This is a genomic window from Parabacteroides caecihominis (assembly GCF_023656785.1).
Lineage (GTDB): Bacteria > Bacteroidota > Bacteroidia > Bacteroidales > Tannerellaceae > Parabacteroides > Parabacteroides segnis.
On sequence record NZ_JAMOKS010000061.1, the window covers coordinates 1 to 23568 of the forward strand.

At 42.8% G+C, this 23568-nt stretch carries 16 protein-coding genes; 15 read left to right on the forward strand and 1 reads right to left on the reverse strand.

Features of this window, described 5'->3' with window-relative positions:
- From NBH14_RS27425 to NBH14_RS27470, 10 genes are all read left to right on the forward strand, one after another.
- The coding region (locus tag NBH14_RS27425) for a cell division ATP-binding protein FtsE (protein WP_250817938.1) at positions 1–597 on the forward strand (597 nt) is incomplete at its 5' end.
- A 66-nt stretch (positions 598–663) separates the two neighbouring features.
- Complete coding sequence (locus tag NBH14_RS27430; protein ID WP_128134328.1) at positions 664–1980, forward strand: aspartate kinase; 1317 nt, start codon at positions 664–666, stop codon at positions 1978–1980.
- A gap of 61 nt (positions 1981–2041) precedes the next feature.
- Positions 2042–3199 (forward strand): diaminopimelate decarboxylase, encoded by a 1158-nt coding sequence (gene lysA, locus NBH14_RS27435; protein ID WP_128134329.1) that lies wholly within the window; start codon positions 2042–2044, stop codon positions 3197–3199.
- Between the two features lie 152 nt (positions 3200–3351).
- Complete coding sequence (locus NBH14_RS27440) at positions 3352–4116, forward strand: hypothetical protein (protein ID WP_128134330.1); 765 nt, start codon at positions 3352–3354, stop codon at positions 4114–4116.
- Positions 4117–4174: 58 nt separating this feature from the next.
- Positions 4175–4741, forward strand: a complete 567-nt coding sequence (locus tag NBH14_RS27445; protein WP_007657454.1) for a YIP1 family protein — start codon at positions 4175–4177, stop codon at positions 4739–4741.
- Between the two features lie 13 nt (positions 4742–4754).
- Positions 4755–5216 carry an SsrA-binding protein SmpB gene (gene smpB, locus NBH14_RS27450; protein WP_186958911.1) on the forward strand — a complete coding sequence of 154 codons (462 nt, stop codon included), beginning with the start codon at positions 4755–4757 and terminating at the stop codon, positions 5214–5216.
- 45 nt (positions 5217–5261) lie between these two features.
- Positions 5262–8954, forward strand: a complete 3693-nt coding sequence (gene metH, locus NBH14_RS27455) for a methionine synthase (protein WP_186958910.1) — start codon at positions 5262–5264, stop codon at positions 8952–8954.
- Positions 8955–9344: 390 nt separating this feature from the next.
- Positions 9345–11264, forward strand: a complete 1920-nt coding sequence (locus NBH14_RS27460; protein ID WP_250817942.1) for a tetratricopeptide repeat-containing sensor histidine kinase — start codon at positions 9345–9347, stop codon at positions 11262–11264.
- Between the two features lie 25 nt (positions 11265–11289).
- On the forward strand, positions 11290–12354 hold the full coding sequence (locus NBH14_RS27465) for a DUF3810 domain-containing protein (protein ID WP_436277957.1): 1065 nt from the start codon (positions 11290–11292) through the stop codon (positions 12352–12354).
- A 341-nt stretch (positions 12355–12695) separates the two neighbouring features.
- Complete coding sequence (locus tag NBH14_RS27470; RefSeq protein ID WP_186958908.1) at positions 12696–14138, forward strand: TlpA family protein disulfide reductase; 1443 nt, start codon at positions 12696–12698, stop codon at positions 14136–14138.
- Between the two features lie 33 nt (positions 14139–14171).
- Here the strand turns inward: NBH14_RS27470 and NBH14_RS27475 are convergent, their stop codons facing one another.
- Positions 14172–14762: an RNA polymerase sigma-70 factor gene (locus NBH14_RS27475; protein WP_129698893.1), complete on the reverse strand. Its 591-nt coding sequence runs from the start codon at positions 14760–14762 to the stop codon at positions 14172–14174.
- A gap of 129 nt (positions 14763–14891) precedes the next feature.
- Here NBH14_RS27475 and NBH14_RS27480 point away from each other — a divergent pair, with 129 nt between their 5' ends.
- The 5 genes from NBH14_RS27480 to NBH14_RS27500 form a co-directional block, all read left to right on the forward strand.
- Complete coding sequence (locus NBH14_RS27480) at positions 14892–15908, forward strand: FecR family protein (RefSeq protein ID WP_186958907.1); 1017 nt, start codon at positions 14892–14894, stop codon at positions 15906–15908.
- Between the two features lie 233 nt (positions 15909–16141).
- Complete coding sequence (locus NBH14_RS27485) at positions 16142–19513, forward strand: TonB-dependent receptor (protein ID WP_250817945.1); 3372 nt, start codon at positions 16142–16144, stop codon at positions 19511–19513.
- A 12-nt stretch (positions 19514–19525) separates the two neighbouring features.
- Positions 19526–21004 carry a RagB/SusD family nutrient uptake outer membrane protein gene (locus NBH14_RS27490; RefSeq protein ID WP_186958905.1) on the forward strand — a complete coding sequence of 493 codons (1479 nt, stop codon included), beginning with the start codon at positions 19526–19528 and terminating at the stop codon, positions 21002–21004.
- Positions 21005–21023: 19 nt separating this feature from the next.
- The gene (locus tag NBH14_RS27495) at positions 21024–22334 is read left to right on the forward strand and encodes a glycoside hydrolase family 16 protein (protein WP_186958904.1); all 1311 of its coding nucleotides are present in this window, start codon (positions 21024–21026) and stop codon (positions 22332–22334) included.
- A gap of 23 nt (positions 22335–22357) precedes the next feature.
- The coding region (locus NBH14_RS27500; RefSeq protein ID WP_250817949.1) for an alpha-N-acetylglucosaminidase at positions 22358–23568 on the forward strand (1211 nt) is incomplete at its 3' end.

Sequence of the window (23568 nt, forward strand, 5' to 3'; positions counted from 1 at the left end):
ACTTGGAGTAACGGGGAGTTTGTATACGTCATTGGAAAAGTAGGCTCCGGAAAGAGCAGTCTGTTGAAATCCTTGTATTGCGAAATCCCCATCAGCCAAGGCGATGCCTGGCTGTTGGATTACAATCTCTGTAAGATGAAACGGAAAGATATCCCGTATCTTCGCCGTAAGCTCGGGATTGTGTTTCAGGATTTTCAGCTGCTAACCGATCGTTCGGTAATCAAAAACCTGGAGTTCGTATTGCGGGCGACAGGCTGGAAGAAGAAGAGCGAGATAAAGGAGCGCATCGACGATGTGCTTCACCAGGTGGGTATGCATAACAAAGGGTACAAGATGCCGCACGAACTATCGGGCGGCGAGCAGCAACGTATCGTCATAGCAAGAGCACTCCTGAATGATCCTAAACTGATATTAGCCGATGAGCCGACCGGTAATCTGGACCCTGAAACAAGCGGCCAGATCGTACAGCTTCTGCACGACATCTGTGAGAAGGGTACGGCGGTGATAATGACTACACATAACTACACGCTGGTGCATAATTATCCGGCCCGTATAGTTAAATGTGAGAATGCACGCCTGGGTGATGTCGGTGAATAATTTTTTATGTAACTTTGCACACGCAAAAGAAGCAAGGAACAAACAATTTAATTATAGGAAAAGAAAATGAAAATTTTAAAGTTTGGCGGTACTTCTGTGGGATCTGCACAGAGAATGAAAGATGTAGCAAAATTGATTTGCTCGGGCGACCGTAACATTGTCGTATTGTCTGCCATGTCAGGTACAACCAACTCGTTGGTTGAAATATCCGACTACCTGTACAAGAAAAATCCGGATGGTGCAAATGAAATCATCAATAAGCTTGCACAGAAATATTACGGACATATCGAAGAACTGTACAGTACCGACGAATATAAGCAGAAAGCCAAAGAACTTGTAAAATCTCATTTTGATTATATCCGCACTTTTACTAAAGACCTGTTCACCTTGTTCGAAGAAAAGGTCGTGCTGGCACAAGGCGAGTTGATCTCTACCGGCATGATGAACCTGTATCTGAATGAAACAGGTGTGAAATCTGTCCTACTTCCGGCATTGGAATATATGCGGACGGACAAGAATGCAGAACCGGACCCTGTATATATCAAAGAGCGTCTGGTTAAACTGCTGAATGAACATAAGGATGCTGAGTTGTATATCACTCAGGGTTACATTTGCCGTAATGCTTACGGTGAAATTGATAACTTGCAGCGTGGCGGTAGCGACTATAGCGCTTCTTTGATCGGTGCAGCCCTCAATGCTGATGAAATTCAAATCTGGACAGATATCGACGGAATGCACAATAACGATCCGCGTATCGTAGATAAAACATCTCCTGTCCGTAACCTGCATTTTGAGGAAGCAGCTGAACTGGCTTACTTTGGTGCCAAGATCCTGCACCCGACTTGCATCCTGCCGGCCAAGTTGAACAATATACCGGTTCGCCTGCTGAACACCATGCAGCCGGATGCTCCGGGTACATTGATCTCCAACAACACAGAAAAAGGAAAGATCAAAGCCGTTGCTGCGAAAGACAATATCACTTCCATTAAGATAAAGAGTGGCCGTATGTTGCTGGCTACCGGTTTCCTGCGTAAGGTATTCGAAATCTTCGAAAACTACCAGACTCCGATCGATATGGTTACTACTTCTGAGGTAGGCGTATCGGTAACGATCGACAACCGCAAACATCTGGAAGAAATTGTAGACGATCTGAAGAAATACGGAACCGTTACCGTAGATGAAGATATGGTAATTGTTTGCGTAGTTGGTGACCTGGAATGGGATAACGTCGGTTTTGAAGCCCGCATCGTTCAGGCGATGAAAGATGTTCCGGTACGTATGATATCATATGGCGGTAGCAACTACAACGTCTCACTTCTGGTGAAAGCCACTGATAAAGTGAAAGCGCTGCAGGCGTTAAGCGATCATTTATTTAACAACTAAATATATGAGGGCAGCCTTTTCCGGACTGTCCTTTTTTTTAATTTATATATAATAAAGTAATATGCTCAAAGGAACATTCCCGATAGATAAATTGAAGGCACTTCCTACGCCTTTCTATTATTATGATGTAAAGTTATTACAGGATACACTGGATATGGTGAAGAACGAAGCCGGCAAATACGGCTATCATGCACATTATGCCGTAAAGGCAAATGCCAATCCGCGAATCCTTTCTATCATAGCTGAAAATGGACTGGGTGCCGATTGTGTAAGCGGCGGTGAGGTTAAAGCGGCATTGGATGCAGGTTTTCCGGCTGATAAGATCGTTTTTGCCGGTGTGGGCAAAGCCGACTGGGAGATCAATCTGGGACTGGATAACGATATTTTTTGTTTCAATGTGGAATCGGCGGTAGAGTTGGAGATAATTGACGAACTGGCTGCCGCTAAGAATAAAGTAGCCTCGGTCGCTCTCCGTATCAACCCGGAAGTGGATGCCCATACACATGCCAAGATCACGACCGGTATGAAGGAGAATAAGTTCGGTATCAACCTGAGCCAGTTAGGACAGGTGCTGGATAACCTGGCGAATCTGAAAAATGTGAAACTGATCGGTATTCATTTCCATATCGGTTCGCAGATCACGGACATGTCAGCTTTCCGTAACCTGGTGATTCGTGTAAACGAAATACAGGAAGACCTGGAAGCACGTGGTATCCGGATCGAAAATGTGAATTTCGGAGGTGGCCTCGGTATCGATTATTATCACCCGAATCATTTGCCGATCCCGGCTTTCGATAATTACTTTGCCGTATTCAACAAATTGCTGAAAATACGTCCCGGCCAGCAGGTACATTTCGAGCCGGGCCGCTCGGTAGTAGCCCAGTGCGGTACGCTGATCTCAAAGGTGCTGTATGTAAAGGAAGGCGAGACAAAGAAATTCGCTATCCTGGATGCCGGTTTCACCGAACTGATCCGTCCGGCCATGTACGACGCTTATCACCGGATCGAGAATATCTCCAGTGATGAAGATGTTGAATTGTATGATGTAGTTGGCCCTATCTGCGAATCATCCGACGTGTTCGGTAAAGATGTAGAATTGAATAAAGCACATCGCGGAGACCTGATCGCCTTGCGTTCGGCCGGTGCTTACGGCGAGGTGATGGCTTCCCAGTACAACTGCCGCCAGCTTCCGAAAGCCTACTATTCCGATACAATTTAATTGTTAATTAATTATATAGAGAAAGCCGGGTTTCTTTGTTTTTGCAAAGGTTCCCGGTTTTCTTGTTTGTTGTGTTTCCTTTTTTACTACCTTTGTACGATCCCGTCATGTGGGGTGTGGTTAAACTTGAATGTTCGTAAAGATAGAATGTGATGAAAAATAAAGAGTTATATAGCATATTCATAGTTTGCTTGTTGATGATGTCCTCTTGTCTGGGGGATACGAATACACGGATCACCGTAGGGGAGCAGGAAGCTGTGTATCAGACCCGTCCGACCCAGGGCTTCTTTGTTGAGGGCGGGCGTTTCCTTTATGGTACCAATTTAGGCGTAAGCGGGAATAATGGCGATTGTTTTCTGATACAATATTCATTTGATTCTGCTGCTCCTGAGTTACAGAATTCGGATAGTTTGTCTATCGAGCTGATAGAAAATCCTATTCCTGTGGATTTGTGGCCTGTGGATAAAAACTGGACGGATACAACGGTCGTATTGAAAGACGAGATGCTGACGAAGGCTATCACTGGAAGGGACTTTTATATCAGAGGCCGACTGTTTTTATGGAGTACCCATACGGTTGTGGAGAATCAGAAGGATAGTTTCATGATAAGCTATAATCCTGAAAATCTGTATACCCAGGAAGACGGCAAACGTATTTACAATTTATATCTGAGAGCGATAGCAAGAATTGAAGTCGGGGAAGGGGAGGAGCTGCCTAAAGGCCAGCAACTGAACCTGGTGAATGCCTTTAGTGTGGAAGAGTTCTATAATATGGTGAGTGCTTTGGAGGAAGAAAAAGGCAGTAACACATTTTCTATAGCGATCAATTATGCTTCTGCTTTTAATAAGGATACGACAGCTTGTATCTGGGACAGGACGGAACCGATAGAATATAAAATTAACAGCAGGACTGAATAAGGAAAAACAGATAAGTAGAGGGGATAGGGAGAATATATTCAAATAGAAAAACAGAGAGATGTACAAGGAGATAATTAAATGGGTTATAGCCATCATATCCCAACCGGGGAAGGCCTGGGATATGCTGTCGAGGAAAGAAGAGAAGGGCGACGAGTTCTTGTCGCGCTTTATATATCCGTTAATCGGGCTGGTAACTGTGGCAGCTTTTCTGGGCGTATTGTTTACACGGAAGGAATTTGATGTCGAACTGGCGTTGAAGTCGTCGATCAAAACGCTGGTTGCTTCGTTCGGAGGTTTCTATCTCGGGGCATATTTGCTGAATGAAGCCTGGCAGGGATTGTTCAAAAGAGAGAAAGATATGAAACTTTGCCAGCGTTTTGTCGGTTATTCATCCTCCCTGATGTTTGCGTTGAACGTCGTACTGATGCTGTTGCCGGAGTTTTTCTTCCTGCGCATCTTTATACTTTATACATTTTATATTGTATGGGAAGGGGCCGGTCCTTACATGCAGGTGGAAGAGAAAGAGCGCCTGAAGTTTGCCGGTATAACAACCGTTATCATTTTGTTGACGCCGGCGGTGATCGAGTTTGTTTTATTCATGCTGATGCCGGGGTTACGTTATTGACAGTTAGAAAAAGATGAAAGAAAAGATTAGTAATAATATACAGATAAAGAATAAGCGGGCAACCTTCGATTACGAATTGCTCGATACTTTTACTGCCGGGATTGTGCTGACGGGGACGGAGATTAAATCCATCCGCCTGGGAAAAGCCAGCCTGGTGGATACGTTCTGTATCGTGGAGAAAGGCGAGTTGTGGGTAAAGAACATGTATATCGCCGAGTATTTCTATGGTACCTATAATAATCACGTCGCACGTCGCGACCGCAAACTACTGCTTACCAAAAAGGAGCTGCGCAAGATAGACAGTGCCGTCCGCAACAGCGGTTTTACCATTATCCCGACCCGTATGTTCATCAATGAAAAAGGGCTGGCGAAGGTGGTTGTTGCCATTGCCAAAGGTAAGAAGGAATACGATAAGCGCGATTCCATCAAAGCCCGTGACGATAAGCGGGAGATGGACAGGGCATTCAAACGGTAAGAGATATTCTTGCCGTTTCTCTTTTCATAAAGAAACAACATATCTATGACTAAAGAATTATTTATACGATCTCTCCAGGAGCGTATCCTGATACTGGATGGTGGTATGGGTACCATGATCCAGGGATTCAAACTCAATGAACAGGATTATCGCGGCGACCGTTTTGCCGATTTCCCCGGACAGCTGAAAGGAAACAACGACCTGTTGTGTATCACCCGTCCGGACGTGATCAAATCCATTCACCGGCAATACCTGGATGCCGGGGCCGATATTTTTGCCACCAACACATTCAATGCCAACGCGATCTCGATGGAAGATTACGCTATGCAGGAATATGTGCGCGAAATAAACCTGGCCGCCGGTAAGTTGGGACGCGAAGTGGCCGACGAGTTCATGGCGGAACATCCCGACAGGACTGTTTTTGTTGCCGGCTCGATCGGTCCGACTAACAAGACCGCCTCCATGAGCCCCGATGTAAGCAACCCTGCTTATCGTGCCGTTACCTATAAAGATGTATATAAAGCATATAAGGAACAGGTGGAGGCCTTGATTGACGGTGGTGTCGATCTTATCCTTTTCGAGACTACCTTCGATACGCTGAACGTGAAAGCCGGACTCGAGGCAGCCGAAACAGCATTGAAGGAAAAAGGCAAAAACCTGCCCATCATGTTGTCCCTGACGTTGTCGGCTCAGGGCGGACGCACGTTGTCCGGGCAGACGCTGGGTGCTTTCCTGGCATCGGTTCAGCATATCAACCTGGTCAGCATCGGCCTGAACTGCTCGTTCGGTGCGGCCGATATGAAACCTTATCTGGCGGAACTGGCCAAACATGCCCCTTACTTTATCAGTGCCTATCCGAATGCCGGGTTGCCTAACAGTTTCGGTACATACGATGAGACACCCGAAAAGATGGCTGTCCATGTCAAACCGTTTATCGAAGAAGGACTGGTAAATATTATCGGTGGCTGTTGCGGTACGACTCCGGCCCATATCGCCCAGTATCCGGCATTGGTAAAAGGAGCGAAGCCGCATGTGCCGGCTCCGAAACCGGATTGCCTGTGGCTGTCGGGCCTCGAACTGCTGGAAGTAAAGAAAGAAAATAACTTCATCAATATCGGCGAACGTTGTAACGTGGCCGGCTCTCGTAAATTCCTGCGCCTGATCAAAGAGGGAAACTATGAAGAGGCGCTGACCATTGCCCGCAAACAAGTGGAAGATGGTGCCCAGGTGATCGATATCAATATGGATGATGGTATGCTCGATGCGGTGAAGGAGATGACTACTTTCCTGAACCTGGTCGCTTCCGAGCCCGATATCGCCCGTGTCCCCGTCATGATCGACTCTTCCAAATGGGAAGTGATCGAAGAGGGACTGATGTGTGTGCAGGGAAAGAGTATTGTCAACTCGATCTCGCTGAAAGAAGGGGAGGAAGTCTTCCTGGCTCATGCCGCCCGCATCAAACAGTTGGGAGCTGCCGCCGTGGTGATGGCTTTCGATGAAAAAGGGCAGGCGGATACTTTCGAACGGAAAGCCGAAGTCTGCGGACGCGCTTACCGTCTCCTCCGGGAGAAAATAGATTTCGATCCGAACGGAATTATTTTCGACCCGAATGTGCTGGCAATCGCAACCGGGATGGAAGAACATAACGGATACGGACTCGATTTTATCCGTGCCGTCGAATGGATCAAACAGAACTTGCCGGGTGCGAAAGTGAGTGGGGGTATCAGTAACCTGTCGTTCTCCTTCCGTGGAAATAATTATGTACGTGAGGCGATGCACTCCGTATTCCTTTACCATGCTATCAGCAAGGGACTGGATATGGGTATTGTCAACCCGTCGTCTGCCGTACTGTATGAAGATATAGAACCTGAATTCCGCAATTTGCTGGAAGATGTGATCTTGTACCGCCGTCCCGAAGCGGCAGAGGAACTGATCTCCTATGCCCAGAATCTGGTCGTTGAGAAACAGGGCGGAACGGAAGAAAAGCATGAAGCCTGGCGTGAACAGCCATTGAAGGAACGTCTTGAATATGCCCTGATAAAAGGTATCGGTGACCATCTGGAAGAAGACTTGCAGGAGGCGTTGAAGGAATATCCGCGTGCCGTGGATATTATCGACGGTCCGTTGATGGGCGGGATGAATAAGGTCGGCGAATTGTTCGGGGCCGGAAAGATGTTTCTGCCGCAAGTGGTGAAGACCGCCCGTACGATGAAAAAGGCAGTGGCTATCCTGCAACCGGCCATCGAGGCGCAGAAATCGGCAGCCGGTTCGGCAAAAGCCGGAAAGGTGGTTTTTGCTACCGTAAAAGGCGATGTGCATGATATCGGAAAGAATATCGTTTCGATCGTCCTGGCCTGCAACAACTATGAAGTGATCGACCTGGGTGTGATGGTTCCTGCCGAAGTGATCGTGCAGACTGCCATGAAGGAGCAGCCCGACCTGGTTTGCCTGTCCGGCCTGATCACCCCTTCGCTGGAAGAGATGGTGCATGTGACGGATGAAATGCAGAAAGCAGGTCTGACCATACCTATTATGGTGGGCGGTGCGACAACCTCCAAATTGCATACGGCTATCAAGATCGCTCCTCATTACGACTATCCGGTGATCCATGTGCTCGATGCATCGCAGAACCCGTTGATCGCAGCCAAGCTGCTGAATCCGGATACCCGTGATGCGTATATCGAAAATCTGAATAATGAATATGAAGCCTTGCGTGCTTCCATGGAAAAGAAAAAGGAAGTGCTGGTTTCACTGAGCGAAGCCCGTGCCAATCCTCAACAGATAGACTGGAAGGGATATACGCCGGTAGTTCCGAATCAGATGGGTATCCATGTATTGCCTTATATCCCGTTGGAGGAAATCATTCCTTATATACATTGGACATTCTTCTTTACCGCCTGGAAATTGAACGGCCGCTTTGCCGGTATCACTCAGATACATGGTTGCGATGCTTGTCGTGCTTCCTGGCTGGCCGATTTTCCGGAAGAGGACCGTGCCAAGGCGGCTGAAGCCATGCAACTGTATAAAGACGCAGTCAAACTGCTGGACCGGCTGGTAGAGATGAAGGCTGAATATTGTAAGGCCATCTACGGTTTCTTCCCGGCTAACAGCGATGGCGATACGATCCGGATAGGAGAGAGCGCGATCCCGGTATTGCGTCAGCAGTCGAAAAAGGAGGAGGGCGTTTATAAATCGCTGGCCGATTATATCATGCCGGTGTCGGAAGGTCGTACCGATTATGCGGGTGCGTTTGTCGTAACGGCCGGTGTCGGTGCCGAAGACTTGAAGAATAAGCTGGAAGAAGAAGGGGACACCTACAATTCCATGTTGCTTCAGACATTGACGGACCGTCTGGCGGAAGCCCTGGCGGAATATCTCCATGAAAAAGTCCGCAAAGAATACTGGGGGTATGCTCCGGACGAAGCTTTGTCGATCCCTGACCTGTACAAAGTGAAATATCAGGGTATCCGTCCGGCAATCGGTTATCCTTCATTGCCCGATCAGTTGTTGAATTATACGTTGGACAACCTGCTCGATATGTCGCAGATCCATGTGAAACTGACGGAAAACGGTGCCATGTATCCCACCGCAACAGTCAGCGGTATCTACATCGCCCACCCTGATTCGCAGTATTTCATGATCGGCTCGATCGATGAAGAACAAATGAAAGAATATGCCGGTCGCCGCAACCTGTCGGAGGCGGAGGCAAAGAAATTGTTGAATAAGAATATATCCTGAATGTGGATGTGTTCCTATAAATAAATTTTACGAAGGTGACTCTTGACAGGAGTCGCCTTTTTTAGGCTGATATCTGGAGATAGGTTCATAATCCGGGATCAGAAATGATCCGGCAGGGTATGAAGCGGGTGTGCTTGCCGAATAATATTTTTAGTAATATTCTATCTAAAAATGACTGTATTTCGCAAAAACGTCTATCTTTGGAAATCAATAGATGGAGGGTTTTGAATGAAAGATAAATGCATATATATTAGAGGGCTATTTGGGTTTTTTTGTCTGTTGTTATGGGGGATGGAGGCTTATTGTTCCGGGGTGGATATTGATGAAAATCAAAGGAAATTGACTCAGGATAGTTTACAATCTGTTTTTCAAGAAATAACAGCTGCCAATGTGAGGTTGAAAGTGTTGTACGAGTTGGTCCAATTACATAGGGATACACCTGTGGAACTTGATTATTTGGGACAGATGATCCGGTTGGCTGATGAGGTCGATTCCATGTCGTATTATTATGAGGGGCTTTCTTTTTGGGGACGTTATTATTGTAATAGGAATAATCCGGACAGCCTGTTTTATTGGGGAGGGATACTCGATTCGGTAACGAAGGTCCATAATGATATTCCGGAAGCTAAGTTTGATTTTCTTAATTATTATTGCCGTTCTTATCTGATCAATGGGGATTATGAATTGGCGATGAACGAGGCGGTGCGCCTTCAGATTCTGGCAGATGAAACAGGAATATTGAGGGGAGCGATTTCAAGTAACGAATATTTAGGAATGATTTATCTTTTTATAGGCAGGGATGAAGATGCTGTTACTGCTTTTGAAAAGGGGTTGTCTCTGATAAGGGAGTCCGGCAAAGACCCTACTTATGAAATACAGATCATGTCTTATCTGGTGATTTCTTATTTTCGGCTCAATAAGCTGGATAAAGTCAGGCCTCTCCTTGAGCATTTTGAATTCTTATTGCGGGATATGGAGAAAGAGTCTCCTGGAAAATGGGTTAACTATCCGTTTGACCGGATGTTCTGTGTCTTGTATTCCAATTATATTAATTTGTATGTAGAGGAACACAACCAGGCTGAAGCGTTCAGGGCTGTGCAAAAGGCATCTTCTTATGTGAATGAGAAGAATAGGGATGAAGTCTATCTGATCTCTATCTATAACCTAGCAATGGCCCGGTATTATTTGTTTGTAAAAGATTACCCGGAGGCTTTCCGTCAGATTGACAGGACGCTGACGGCTGAATATTCGCCGGACGTTCTGAAAGTGAAACTCGAAATACTCAAAGCCGCCGGAAAGAAGGATGAAGCACTCGCCCTGCATGAAGAATTATTGAAGTTGGTAGAACAGATAAACGTCACTGCTTTTACCCGGCAGTTGAATCAGCTCCGAACTTTGCACAATCTGAATGAGAAGAAAATACAGGAGCAGCATATGCTTCATCAGAAAGAACAATTATCTCAAAAACAGACCCAGTTGACAATTTCCATTATCTTTTTTGGAGTATTGCTGATATCATTCTATTTTTTGTTCCGTTATGCGTATCACACTCAAAAGTTGAAGAATGATTTGCAAAAGGAGCGCGGAGTGCTGATCGAAACAACAGATAAGCTGCGCATAGCCAAGGAACAGGCAGAAGAATCCAACCGTATGAAAACGGCTTTCGTGGCTAACATCAGCCATGAGATACGGACGCCTCTGAATGCGATTGTCGGCTTTTCCGGTTTATTGGAAGATGCGGATGAGGAAGAGCGGAAGGAGTTTATCCGTATCATTAATAACAGTTCGGATTTATTACTGAACCTGGTAAACGATGTCCTCGATCTGTCGCGTCTGGATTCGGACTCGTTCAGCCTGGTCCTGAAAGATTGTAATATCTATTCTTGTTGTATGAATGCCCGGGAAAGCATGCGGCAGAAAGTACAGCCGGGTGTTAAACTGACCCTGACATGCTCGGATAAAGATTATATGATGAAAACCGACCCGCTCCGCTTGCAACAACTACTGTTGAACTTGCTGACGAACGCAGCCAAATTTACGGAGCAGGGAGAGGTCAACCTGGATTATCAGGTCGACAAAGAGAAGAAGCAGGTCGTTTTCTCAGTAACGGATACTGGCTGCGGTGTTCCTCCCGAAAAGCAGGAGAGTATCTTCAACCGTTTTGAAAAAGTGGATGAGTTTAAACAGGGAGCCGGACTTGGATTACCAATCTGCCGTATGATAGCCAACCGTATCGGAGGTACGCTGACTCTTGATCCTGCTTATACCGAAGGGGCACGATTTATATTCGTGCATCCGTTTGGAGAGTGAAAAGGGATTATCTATCTTTGTTTGCATGATGAATGTAAAGGATGTGATTAAAAATATACGTTTGCGCTGGGTTGTACTGGCGGTCTTGCTGGTGTTTATCTGGACGACTATGTCTTCTCCTGTGATGGGAGAGTGGTATGCCCGTACGGTTTATCCGGTATTTTCGGCGGTGTTATCCCGTTTTTCTTCTCTTTTCCCTTTCTCGATCGGCGATTGCTTTATTTATGGCAGTATTGCCGGGTTGATAGTCTATCTGGTTTATGCGATTGTGAAACGGCGTCCGTGGTTGAGGACCATCGGACGGATGGCGGAATTTTTGCTTTGGGTATATGTCTGGTTCTATATGGCCTGGGGGATGAATTATTTCAGGATGAACTTCTATGCCCGGGCGGAAGTGCCTTATGCAGCCTATTCGGAGGATAACTTCCGTTCGTTTCTGGCTGATTACACGGAGGCATTGAATGCTTCCTTTGTTCCTGTCGGGAAGATCGACAAGGCGGTCGTGGCGAAGGAGGTGGAGAAAAGCTACCGGGAAATAGCGGGACGTTTCGGTCTGGTCCGGCCGGCGGCTTACCTGCATCCGAAACCGATGCTGGTCCCGGCTCTGATGAGCGGTGTCGGCGTACTGGGATATATGGGACCGTTCTTTACCGAATACAATCTGAATCCGGAGCTGCTTCCGGTCCAGTATCCTTTCACCTATGCTCATGAAATGGCACATGTACTGGGCATTTCCAATGAGGCGGAGGCAAACCTGTACGGTTTTCTGGCATGTTCGCGTTCCGAAGTGCCGGAAATACGTTTCTCCGCTTATTTCGGTTTGCTGCCTTATGTGCTGGGCAATGCGTACCAGTTGTTGCCGGAAGAGGATTTCAACCGTTGGAAAGAAACGATCTCTCCGGATGTGAAAGATGCCTACAACCGTAAAGTGGCTTATTGGCAAACGTTGTATAGTCCGACAATCGGCGATATACAGGACACGGTCTATAATTGGTTCCTGAAAGGTAACAACATTCCTTCCGGCCGCCAGAATTATTCGGAAGTGGTCGCTCTTTTAATGGCTCTGGATGCTTCCTCACAAGAAAAATGATCGCGTAACAAGCCAACAGAAGGATTTACACCGGTGGAAAGATAGAAAATATGAGCCAATGTGGCAATATGCCAATGTGCCAATTTAGAAATAATTGAACTATCTGCTAATTATAGGATGAGCCAGTTAGTGACGGTGTCTTCAGGCTGTAGGCCTTTTGTTAAAGCCTTACAGGCGTACATTGACACCGTAAGGGCGGTTCGCGAACCGCCCCTACCAACGACGCAACATTAAAACCTGATCATGACTGAAACAAATTAATACCTAACGGTAGATATTTGCTAAATAATTCTCTACTTTTGCGTATATCAATTATGTAGCAAATATCTAAAACTAATAAGATGAAAAATCAAAGACTGGGATGTGTATTGGCTGGTATAGCTATCTTTGGATTAACGGGTTGTTCGCCGGAATCGATAACCCTCGAAGGTAAAGTTTCGAATCTTTCCGGAAATACGATCGTCTATTGGCCGACAATGGATGGTATATACAATGCAACACAAAAGGATACCTTGTTTCTGCAAGCCGACAGTACGTATCATATCACTCTTCCGTCTAAAGGAAATGAGAAGATATCTTTCTATATCTATGGGCAAAAATATCTGGGAACGGTTTATGCTGAACCGGGAAAGAATGTACTCGATATCGACGCATCCCTCGAAAATAGCCTGAGTATTGAAAATAAGTTGGTAAATGAAAATGAAATAGTAAAAGAACTTTCCCGGTTACAGGGAGAAGTCTTTAATTTGAGAGCACGAAGAGGGGATGCTTTCCAGGTGGCAAAGGATACGGTTGCCTCTTCTGTCTATCAGAAACTGACGGACTATGCATCGGGAATAGAGGAAAAGATTACAGGGGTGGATGATGTATTCAAAAAGAGGGCGGTGCAAGACGTTCGTATGCAGATGTTGCTGGCCTTTATGAACCAATATTTCGGTATTGACTATCAGGGAACGGAAGAAACCAAGAAAGAGTGGGAGGCCGTTTATCCGGAAATGCTGGCATATGCTGATATCAGCCGGCCGGAGAATGTCTTTTCCGACGCATTTGCTGATGTGATATCCAATGTAGCCGGTATAGAACTTTACATGAAAACAAAACAGCAGCCCAAAGACCGGAATGAAGGCAAACAGAAACTTTTCGACTGGTATAAAAACAACCTGAAAGGGCGTGTACAGGAAGTCGCCATGGCCAACGTTATTCTTGAAGATGCTTCGAACGAGAGTTATTCGACGGGGATACCCGCTTTATATGAACAGTTTAAAGAATTGCATCCTTCAAGCCTTCTCATGCCTTCACTCAATGAAGCTACACAAAAGAATATTGCGTTTAACAATATTGAGATACCGGAAGACGTCCATCTATTGAATACGGATAGCGTGCGTACTTTTGAAGAAATTGCGAATCGGTATTTAGGGAAGGTTATTTTTATTGATATCTGGGCTACATGGTGTAGTCCGTGTCGTGAATCTTTTGCTCACGTAAAACCTTTGCAGCAATATGCAAAGGAGAATGATATCGTGTTGCTTTATATATCGGTAGACCGTCAGACGGATGCGAACTTGTGGAAGAAACTGGCTGCATTTTATGATTTGAAGGGAGAACATGTTATCATTAACGACTTCTTCAAGATGGATATCTACAATACATTCGGCAATAATGGCGCATTATATCTTCCTCAATGCGCCATCATCAATAAGAAAGGAGAATTGCAATTCAAGAAAGCAGCCAGCCCGGAAGATATGGATAAACTGGCGGAACAGTTACGGGAAGCCGGTGAATGATTCTGAAATCTAACCTTATAATTCAGTAAGCCTTTAAGAAAGCAGGTTTTTGGGGAGTAATAAGAAGATGATCGGTAAATAATCTTTTAAACTGACCCGTAACTGTTTTAAGGCTTGCTGGATGCGGTAATTTACCGTTTGGGTGGAAACCTGCAGGATTTCGGCAATCTCTTTATAACTTTTATTTTCAAAGCGATGCATTACAAATGCCTCCCGGTAACTGGGCGGTAAGGCATGTATTGCCTCGATGATATGCTTTTTCAACTCTTCCGTTTGATAGAAATCGGTATCCTGTAGCATTTCCAGCATATATTCGTAGAAACGCGTTTCTGCCCGTAATTGTGACTGCTGGCGGGTAAGTTGATTGATACATCTGTGGTAGACAGCCTTGTACAGGTATTGGCAGAAGGAGGTATTGAAGGTTTGTATTTCCCGATTTTCCCATAACCACAACATGACATCCTGCACGATCTCTTCGGCATCTTCCAGACTGACAAATCGATTTGCATACGTACATAACATCGGATAGTATCTTCTGAATAAGGTACCATAGGCCTTTTTATCCCCATGTTGCATGGCTGATAACAGAAATGAATCATCTATCGCTTGTGAGGTATTTTTCATATTACTTTCTCCCTGGTTGCAAAGGTAGGTTTTTTGTCGTAGAAAAAAAATATCAAAAAAAAGTGGATTCCCGTTTAGTAATCTGTCGTAGTTCTCTTGTCTAATATATAAAAAGGAATAAAAGTGCAGATGGAAACATTTAATATAGATAAGATCGAAGAGATTCTTCCCCGGTATTGTTCCGGTGAGGCAACGATAGAAGAATGCCGGATGGTAGAGGAATGGATCGGGCAGTCGGAAGATAATTACCGGATTGTCAAACAAATGTATGCCATCGATCAGGCAATGGGCACGGTGCGGATGGAATCGCAGGTGAATACAGAGAGGGCTTTGGCTTCCGTAAACCGTAAAATGAGTAAGGAACATTCGCTCGTAAACTGGTTTACCTGGGTACAGCGGGTGGCAGCTATTCTCTTTGTTCCCCTTCTTATTATCTGGGGCATCGAGCACTTTACTCCCCGGACTGAGATTGCCCGGATGGTCGAGATAAAAACAAATCCGGGAATGACGACGACTGTCGACCTTCCTGACGGTTCCAAAGTCTATCTTAATTCAGAATCATCTTTGACCTATCCTTCTTCTTTCAGTGGAGGAAAGAGAAATGTTCAACTAAAAGGAGAGGCATTTTTTGAAGTTCAGAAAGATCCTGAGCATCATTTTATCGTATCCGGTCCTTGTCAAACGCAGATTGAAGTCTTGGGAACGTCTTTTAATGTGGAAGCGTTCGAGAGAGATTCGTTTATCTCCACAACGTTGGTGGAAGGGAAAGTTCGCTTTGCTTATCAGAAGAATCAGCAACTAGCTACGGTAGAGATGAAGCCCGGACAAAAACTGCTGTATGATACAACCTCTTCTCAGGTTAAGTTGCTCCGGACAAGCGGTGAAACAGAAACTGCCTGGAAAGACGGAAAGATTGTTTTCCTGGCAACTCCGTTACCGGAAGCATTGCGGATGTTGGAGAAACGTTTTAATGTAAACTTTGTGTTATCCAATGATCGTCTTCGCAGTGAAGCTTTCAACGGAACTTTCACAAACCAGCGTTTGGAACGTATATTGGAAATATTTAAAATATCATCGAATATAAAATGGCGTTATCTGGATACCCAGAATACGACAAATGAGAGAGCGAGAATAGAAATTTATTAATCTAATTGAAAAGATCATGAAAAGCAAACCACCCTAAAGAAAAACATCCGGAGATATATTGGCGTATTTCTCCGGATGGAAAGAATTAATTTAAAACGCTTGTTTGGCGACAAGCAGTAGTAAATCACTTTTATTAATTAGATCAGTACAAAGTTATGCAAAAACATTTTAATACCCAACAGTTTTGGGTAGCAGAGTTTCTGCGGTTTATCTTAAATAAAATACCGAGAGTTATGAAGTTATCAGTCTTCTTACTATTATGTTCCATAGGTTTGGCGCAAGCAACAGATAGCTATGCACAGAAGGCTACAGTGAATCTGGAGATGCGGAACCAAACGGTAAAGGAAGTGTTGGATGAGATCGAGGAACAATCAGATTTCTCTTTCTTCTTTAATATCAAACATGTCGATCTGCATCGGAGAGTCTCTGTCGTAGCTAAGAAAAGCGATATATTTAAAGTGCTGGAAACAGTGTTTGCCGGTACGGATGTGCGTTATTCGGTAGTGGATAAAAAGATTATTCTCTCTACGGAAAAACAGGAAGCTCAACAGAATAATGTAAAGAAAAGAGTTACAGGTATTGTTAAAGATAAAAAAGGGGAACCGATCATTGGAGCTAATGTTTCAATAAAGGGGACAACTACAGGTACGACTACGGACTTGGATGGTAAATTCTTTTTGGATGTAGAAGAAAAAGATATTCTTCTTATTACTTATATAGGCTATGTTTCGCAGGAGATTCAAGTGAAAAATAAATTGGATATACAAGTAGTTTTACAAGAAGATACACAAGTCTTAGAGGAAGTGGTCGTTGTAGGGTACGGAACGATGAAGAAAAGAGATTTGACAGGGGCTGTTGCTTCTATTCGTATGGCAGATCAGCCTGTGAATACATCTTCTTCTATTGCTTATATGTTGTCTGGTAAGGCTGCAGGTTTGGAAATCAATCGAACATCGGCGCAACCTGGAGCAAAATCGAATATGCAGATCAGAGGGGCGGGTTCAGTTAATGCTGGGAATGATCCGTTGATTATTATTGATGGTTTTCCTGTTAGTGATCCTGGAAATTTAGGGAGTGGAAATCGTTATTCCAGTGGTACGAGAGATAATTTTTTGGCTTCATTGAATCCCAATGACATAGAATCTATAGAAGTATTGAAGGATGCGAGTTCTACAGCCATTTACGGAGCTCGTGCCGGTCATGGTGTGATTATTGTGACTACTAAGAGAGGAGAGAATAATGCTCCGGTTGTAAAATACTCAGGTTCAGTTTCTGTTCAACAAATATCAAAAGGGTATGATTTGTTAAATGCTTCAGAGTATATGACTGAAAGGAATCGTAATGTTTATGAATGGTGGTTGATTAATAATAAAATATATCCTTACGGTGATAACCAAATTGATGATTCTGTTGTTACATTTACGCCAAAGTATACAGCAGAACAAATTCAAAATCCTGTAACTGATACAGATTGGTTTAAAGAAGTAACGAGATCCGGTTTTCAAACGCAACACAGTATTTCTATAAATGGAGGAAATAAAAATACAAAGTATCTTATTTCTGGAAATTATATGAAACAGGATGGAATTCTTAAAGGAAATGATATGAGTCGTTATACGGGAAGAATTAACCTGGATCAGAAAATAAACAATTGGTTGTTGGTTGATTTTAGTATTAATGCAAGCCGTAATGTGTTTCATGATGTTGCATTGGGAGATGGAAGTGCTGAAAATGCTAGTATGTTGGTATCTGTTCTAAATTATAATCCACTTATTCCGATTCGTGATGAAAAAGGAAATTACTCTTTAAATCCAGAAAGTGCAACGGTTCCGAATCCTGTGTCTATGTTAGATATTACAGATGAAACGGTTAAGGATCGTTTTTTAGGGAATGTTTCTATCAGTGCAAATCCATTAGAAGGACTTACTTTTAAATTGAATGCTGGTATTGACCGTAATCATCAGAAAAGAAAAACATATTTGCCAAAAACAACCCTTTATGGTGAAAAAATGAATGGACAGGCTTCTATCTCTCAGTCTGACAGATCTGATTATTTATTTGAATTAACCGCGACTTATTCAAAGCAAATTCAGAAAAATGCTTTTACTATTTTGGGAGGATATTCTTATCAGACATTTAATAACGAATGGTTAACCTTAGGGAATAATGATTTTCTTACTGATGGTTTTCTATATAATAATATGGCGGCGGGAAATGCAGAAAAACCTTCTGTTGGATCGTCTGCATTTATTGATAAGATGGCATCTTTCTTTGGACGATTAAATTATTCATTTAAAGATCGTTATTTGTTAACAGCTACACTGCGTGCCGACGGATCATCTAATTTTGCACCTGATCATAGATGGGGTTATTTTCCTTCAGTGTCGGTTGGTTGGAGAATTTCGGAAGAGCCTTTCTGGGAGAAAATGAAAGGTGTGATTTCAAATACAAAAATAAGAGCGAGTTACGGACAGACAGGTAATGCAAATGTGGGTGAACGAGCCATGAGTTATTATCAGGTTGGTTATAGTACTATTTGGGGTGATACAGAACATAAAGGTGTGTATTTGAGTCAATTAGGTAACCCTGATCTGAAGTGGGAAACGACAACTGAGTGGAATTTGGGTATTGATTGGGGATTTATGAATAACAGACTGAATGTTACGACTGAGTTTTACAGCCGAGTTATCTCAGATTTGTTAAATACACGTTCTCTTTTGTCATACAACGAGGTAAGCAGTATCATGGCGAATATCGGTTCGACGCAAAGTAAAGGTTTTGAACTGACTATTAATTCGCAAAACATACAGACAAAGAAGTTTAGTTGGAGTACGGATTTGACTTTTTCGTTTTATCGTGATAAGTGGAAGGAAAGAGCTGATACCTGGAAACCTGCTTCTTATAACGAATATATAGAACCAATCAGGGCAAGTTTTGGATATTTATCTGACGGAATTATCCAGCCGGGAGAAACTGTCGATTGGATGCCTAATGCTTTACCCGGACAAGTAAAAATAAAAGATATTGATGGTTTCTTACTGGATGAAGCTGGTAATCCTGTTGTAGATGAATACGGCAGAGCCTTAAAAACCGGAAAACCTGATGGAAAGTTGGATGATGCGGATAAGGTGATGTATGGTTCTACTGATCCTGGCTATATCTTCGGACTTAACAACACATTAAGATATGGAAGATTTGATTTGAATTTTTATATGTATGGTCAATTTAATAAATTGGTAGGTGGTGATTTTTATAACTCAACAACACCCGGAAACTTTGTTTATGGTTCGAATTATCCGATAAACGTAAAAGGAGCTTGGGCACACGACAATACAGATGGGATAATACCAGGTCCGGCGCAAAGTAAAAATGTTTATGGTGCAGGAGATTATTTTTATTATAAAACCTGGTTTTTGAGGATGAGAAACATTACCTTAGGATATACTATTCCTTTGAAGAAGATTAGAAGTATGAGAGTCTATTGTGATGTGAATAATCCTTTTATTTTTACGAATTATGGAGGATTCGATCCGGAAACTACTCAATATTCATATGCTTATCCTAATGTCCGTAGTTTTAGTATTGGATTAGATATTACTTTTTAATAATATAATAATATGAAGAAAATAATAATATTACTTGCTTTGTGCGTTTCTTTTTCATCGTGTCTTGATCTTGACCCGAAGAAATACGAGGTAATAAATTCTAGTATATTTCCTCAAAATAAGGCTGATGCTGAAGCTTTAGTTGTTGCTGCTGCATATGGTACTTTCCGTTGTAGTCATTATGATGGAATCTTTAATTGTGCTAGTGGTATACAAGTTGTCAGTGATTTGTCCACTGATTTAGGAGAATGCCTGTGGGACGATTCTGTTTGGGGACCACTTTTATATCATTACTGGACTCCGGATTACAGTTATACGAATCGTTTTTATAGTTCGTATATTAAGGATTTTAGCAAAATGATTCTTGCTGAATATAGAATTGCGGATGTAGAAATGAGTGATGATGAAAGAAATCTTTTATTGGCTGAATTGAATCTGGCGAAAGGATGGTTGGGATATTTGCTGTATGACTTTTATGGACCGGTCCCGATTCCTACATTAAATGAATTACTGGATCCACTTCAGGAAATAATAATATCACGTCCAACAAAAGAATGGATGGTTTCCTTTATTGAAGAGTCTTTGAAAAATGCGGCACTATATCTTCCTGCAAGATATGACGCAGGTGATAGTAATTATGGAAGATTTACTAAAGGATTAGCGTATACTATATTAATGAAATTGTATATGCACGAACAAGATTGGACTAGAGCAGAAGCTATAGGAAGAGAGTTAGAAAAACCTGAATACGGATATGAATTAGTGACTAATTATAAAGATATCTTCACGCTGGAAAATGAGAAAAATAGAGAGATTATCTTTGCTGTTCAAGAGGATAGAGGAGTAAGTCAACAATTGTGGTTGGCTCATGTATTGCCAGATACTTATCCGACCAAAAACCCAGCAATACAAAAGTGGAATGGTTTTAGAGTCCCATGGACTTTTTTTCATACCTACGAGAATAATGACAAGCGCCTGGACGTTCTGATAAGTTCTTATAGAGGAACAGACGGTATTCTTTATAACGAATCTAATAAAGATCAGTACTATAGTCTTTCCAAAGGCGTTATTCCTTTAAAATACGGAGAAGACCCTGCAGCAACTGGTGAAGAGAGCCAGGTTGATTGGATAGTATACCGATATGCAGATGTACTGACTCTTCTTTCTGAGGCAATTGTCCGTCAGGCAGGTGTTACCCAAGAAGCTATAGACTTATTGAATAAAATACGTTCAAGAGCCGGATTGTCTTCGTATATGGTAACCGATTTTAATTCGGTTGAAGAATTCCTCGATGCTTTACTACTGGAACGTGGACATGAATTTTTCTTTGAAGGAATGCGTCGTTCAGATCTTATTCGACATAGCAAATATATAGAATATGCTCGTAAAAAAGGGTCTACTACAACTAAAGATGAATTTGTTCTGATGCCAATACCTCAGTCTGTTATAAATGAAAGTAAAGGGTTGATTTTACAAAATCCGGGTTATTGATAAATAAAGAAACTGTATTATGAAAAATATGTTACTGATCGGAGGATGTATTTTCCTCTGCTGGGGATGTGAAGGAAATAAGCCGAATCAACAGGGTCAACAAGATATGGATGGAGGAACTGTGTCTGCAAGTCCTATAGCGGGTATGAAACTTGTATGGAATGATGAGTTTGACGTTCCAGCATTGGATACGAATAAATGGTTTACCCAATATTATTCTACTGCTGATTTTCTGGAAAAAACAAATTGGGAAGAGTTTCAAACCGGAACTCTTCCTGAACCTGCTATCAGATTTACGGGAAACTCGCTTATATTGTATACCGACAATCAAAATCCTGCAAAGGCTTACTGGCAATCGGGAGGCAGGAAAATTTCATCCATCCAGACGTATGACTGGAGGTCGAATAAAAACTTATTGGGCGATAAAGTCGGCGGATACATAGAAGCACGTATTCGCAGAGATGCGACCGAAGACGCTCAAATGGTGAATACTGCATTTTGGTTCGATTCTCCGGGACCGGATTTGAAATATTATCTGCAAGAAGGTGATATTGTAAATGGTGTGGAAGGAATACGCCCGGCTGGACAGATTTATGAGATCGATATGTGTGAATATCTAAATACGGAAATTGTGCTTCATGGCAATGTGGACTCAAAAGGTGTATGGCAGAGATGTATTGCACAATATCTCATTAATGATATGGATTTCAAGAATAAGTGGGTAACTCATAGTCTGCTTTGGACTCCTAATTCTTTGAAATTCTATATCGATGGTGTATTAAAAAAAGAATGGTCTGATCCGAATGATATCAAATCTCCCAATCATTTTATGAATATCTATCTGGGGGCTTATGGAAAAGATGGCACGGTGTCAATGGAAGTAGACTATATTCGATTTTATCAGTGGGACTTAGAAGAGGGAAATGAATTGCCTAATGCTGACTTTGAGTATGGCAAAAGTATATATCCCTGGGAAGGCGATGGGAATATTGTTACTGAAAATGTTCGGAATGGCAAACAGGCCTTGGCTGTTGCCCCGGGTAAGCAAGTGAGTCAATATGTATATCTTGATCATACAACTCCTTATTCTTTGGAATATTGGAGTAATGGTAACTTGGAAACTAAAGTGGAGAATATTATTCCTGTCAGTGGTCAGATACAAGATACTTCAAAGAAAGATACAGACGCAACTTCTTATGAAAAAAATGTTATTGACTTTGTTTCAAAGGAAGAGGTTGGTATAAATAAAGCCACAGTAAAGATATCTTTTTATAATAAAGGAATAACGACTGTGTTTGTTGATAATCTTCTTTTAAAGAAAACCTTGTAACGATGTGGTATAAAATAGGTGAGATGAAAATAATAAGCTGGATATGCTTGTTATTTATATCATTGACTGTTGAAGCTGCATCACCGGTTAAAGCGTTGCTGGAACGTATTGATAAGGGAGCTTCAAACAAGTTTATTATAGAACAGGTGGGGTCGGATATTGAGTTTTTCGAACTTGACCAAAAAGGAGATAAGGTAGTTATTCGTGGAAATAATCCAGTAAGTATTGCTACCGGACTGAATTGGTATTTGAAATATTATGCAGGCATCCATCTGTCGTGGAACGGTATGCAGGCTAAACTGCCGGAGAATCTTCCGGCAGTTAGCCATAAGGAACGCCATGAAACGAATATGAAATATCGTTATGATTTCAATTATTGTACGTATTCATATTCCATGGCATTCTGGGATTGGAAGCGTTGGGAAGAAGAGATAGATTGGATGGCTTTGCATGGAATCAATCTTCCGTTGGCTATGGTTGGCACAGATGGCGTATGGTTTAATGTTCTGAAAAAACTGGGCTATAAGAAGGAAGAAATCAATGAATTTATTGCCGGACCGGGCTTTCAGGGTTGGTGGCTGATGAATAACCTGGAAGGTTGGGGCGGACCTAACCCGGATAGTTGGTATAAACAACAGATAGCCCTGCAACAACGGATTGTTAAGCGGATGCGTGAGTATGGTATTAAACCTGTATTTCCAGGCTACTCAGGAATGGTCCCTCATAATGCAAAAGAAAAATTGAAGCTGAATGTTTCTGACCCCGGATTATGGTGTGGTTATCGGAGACCGGCATTCTTGTTGCCGACCGATCCTCGTTTTCAGGAAATAGCATCTTTGTATTACAAAGAATTGAATAGATTGTATGGGAAGGCGGACTTTTATAGTATGGACCCCTTTCACGAAGGAGGAAGTGTTGCCGGGGTTGATCTGGATGCTGCAGGTAAAGCCATTATGCAGGCAATGAAGAAAAATAATCCGGAAGCAATTTGGATAGCACAGGCCTGGCAGACTAATCCACATCCTCAGATGATAGAAAATATGAAAGCAGGTGATATGATTGTTTTGGATCTATTTGCAGAAAGTCGCCCTCAATGGGGTGATCCTGAATCTACTTGGTGTCGGAAAAATGGATTTGGCCAGCATGACTGGATTTATTGCATGTTGCTGAATTATGGAGGTAATGTTGGATTACATGGGAAAATGAGTCATGTAATTGATGGGTTTTATAGAGC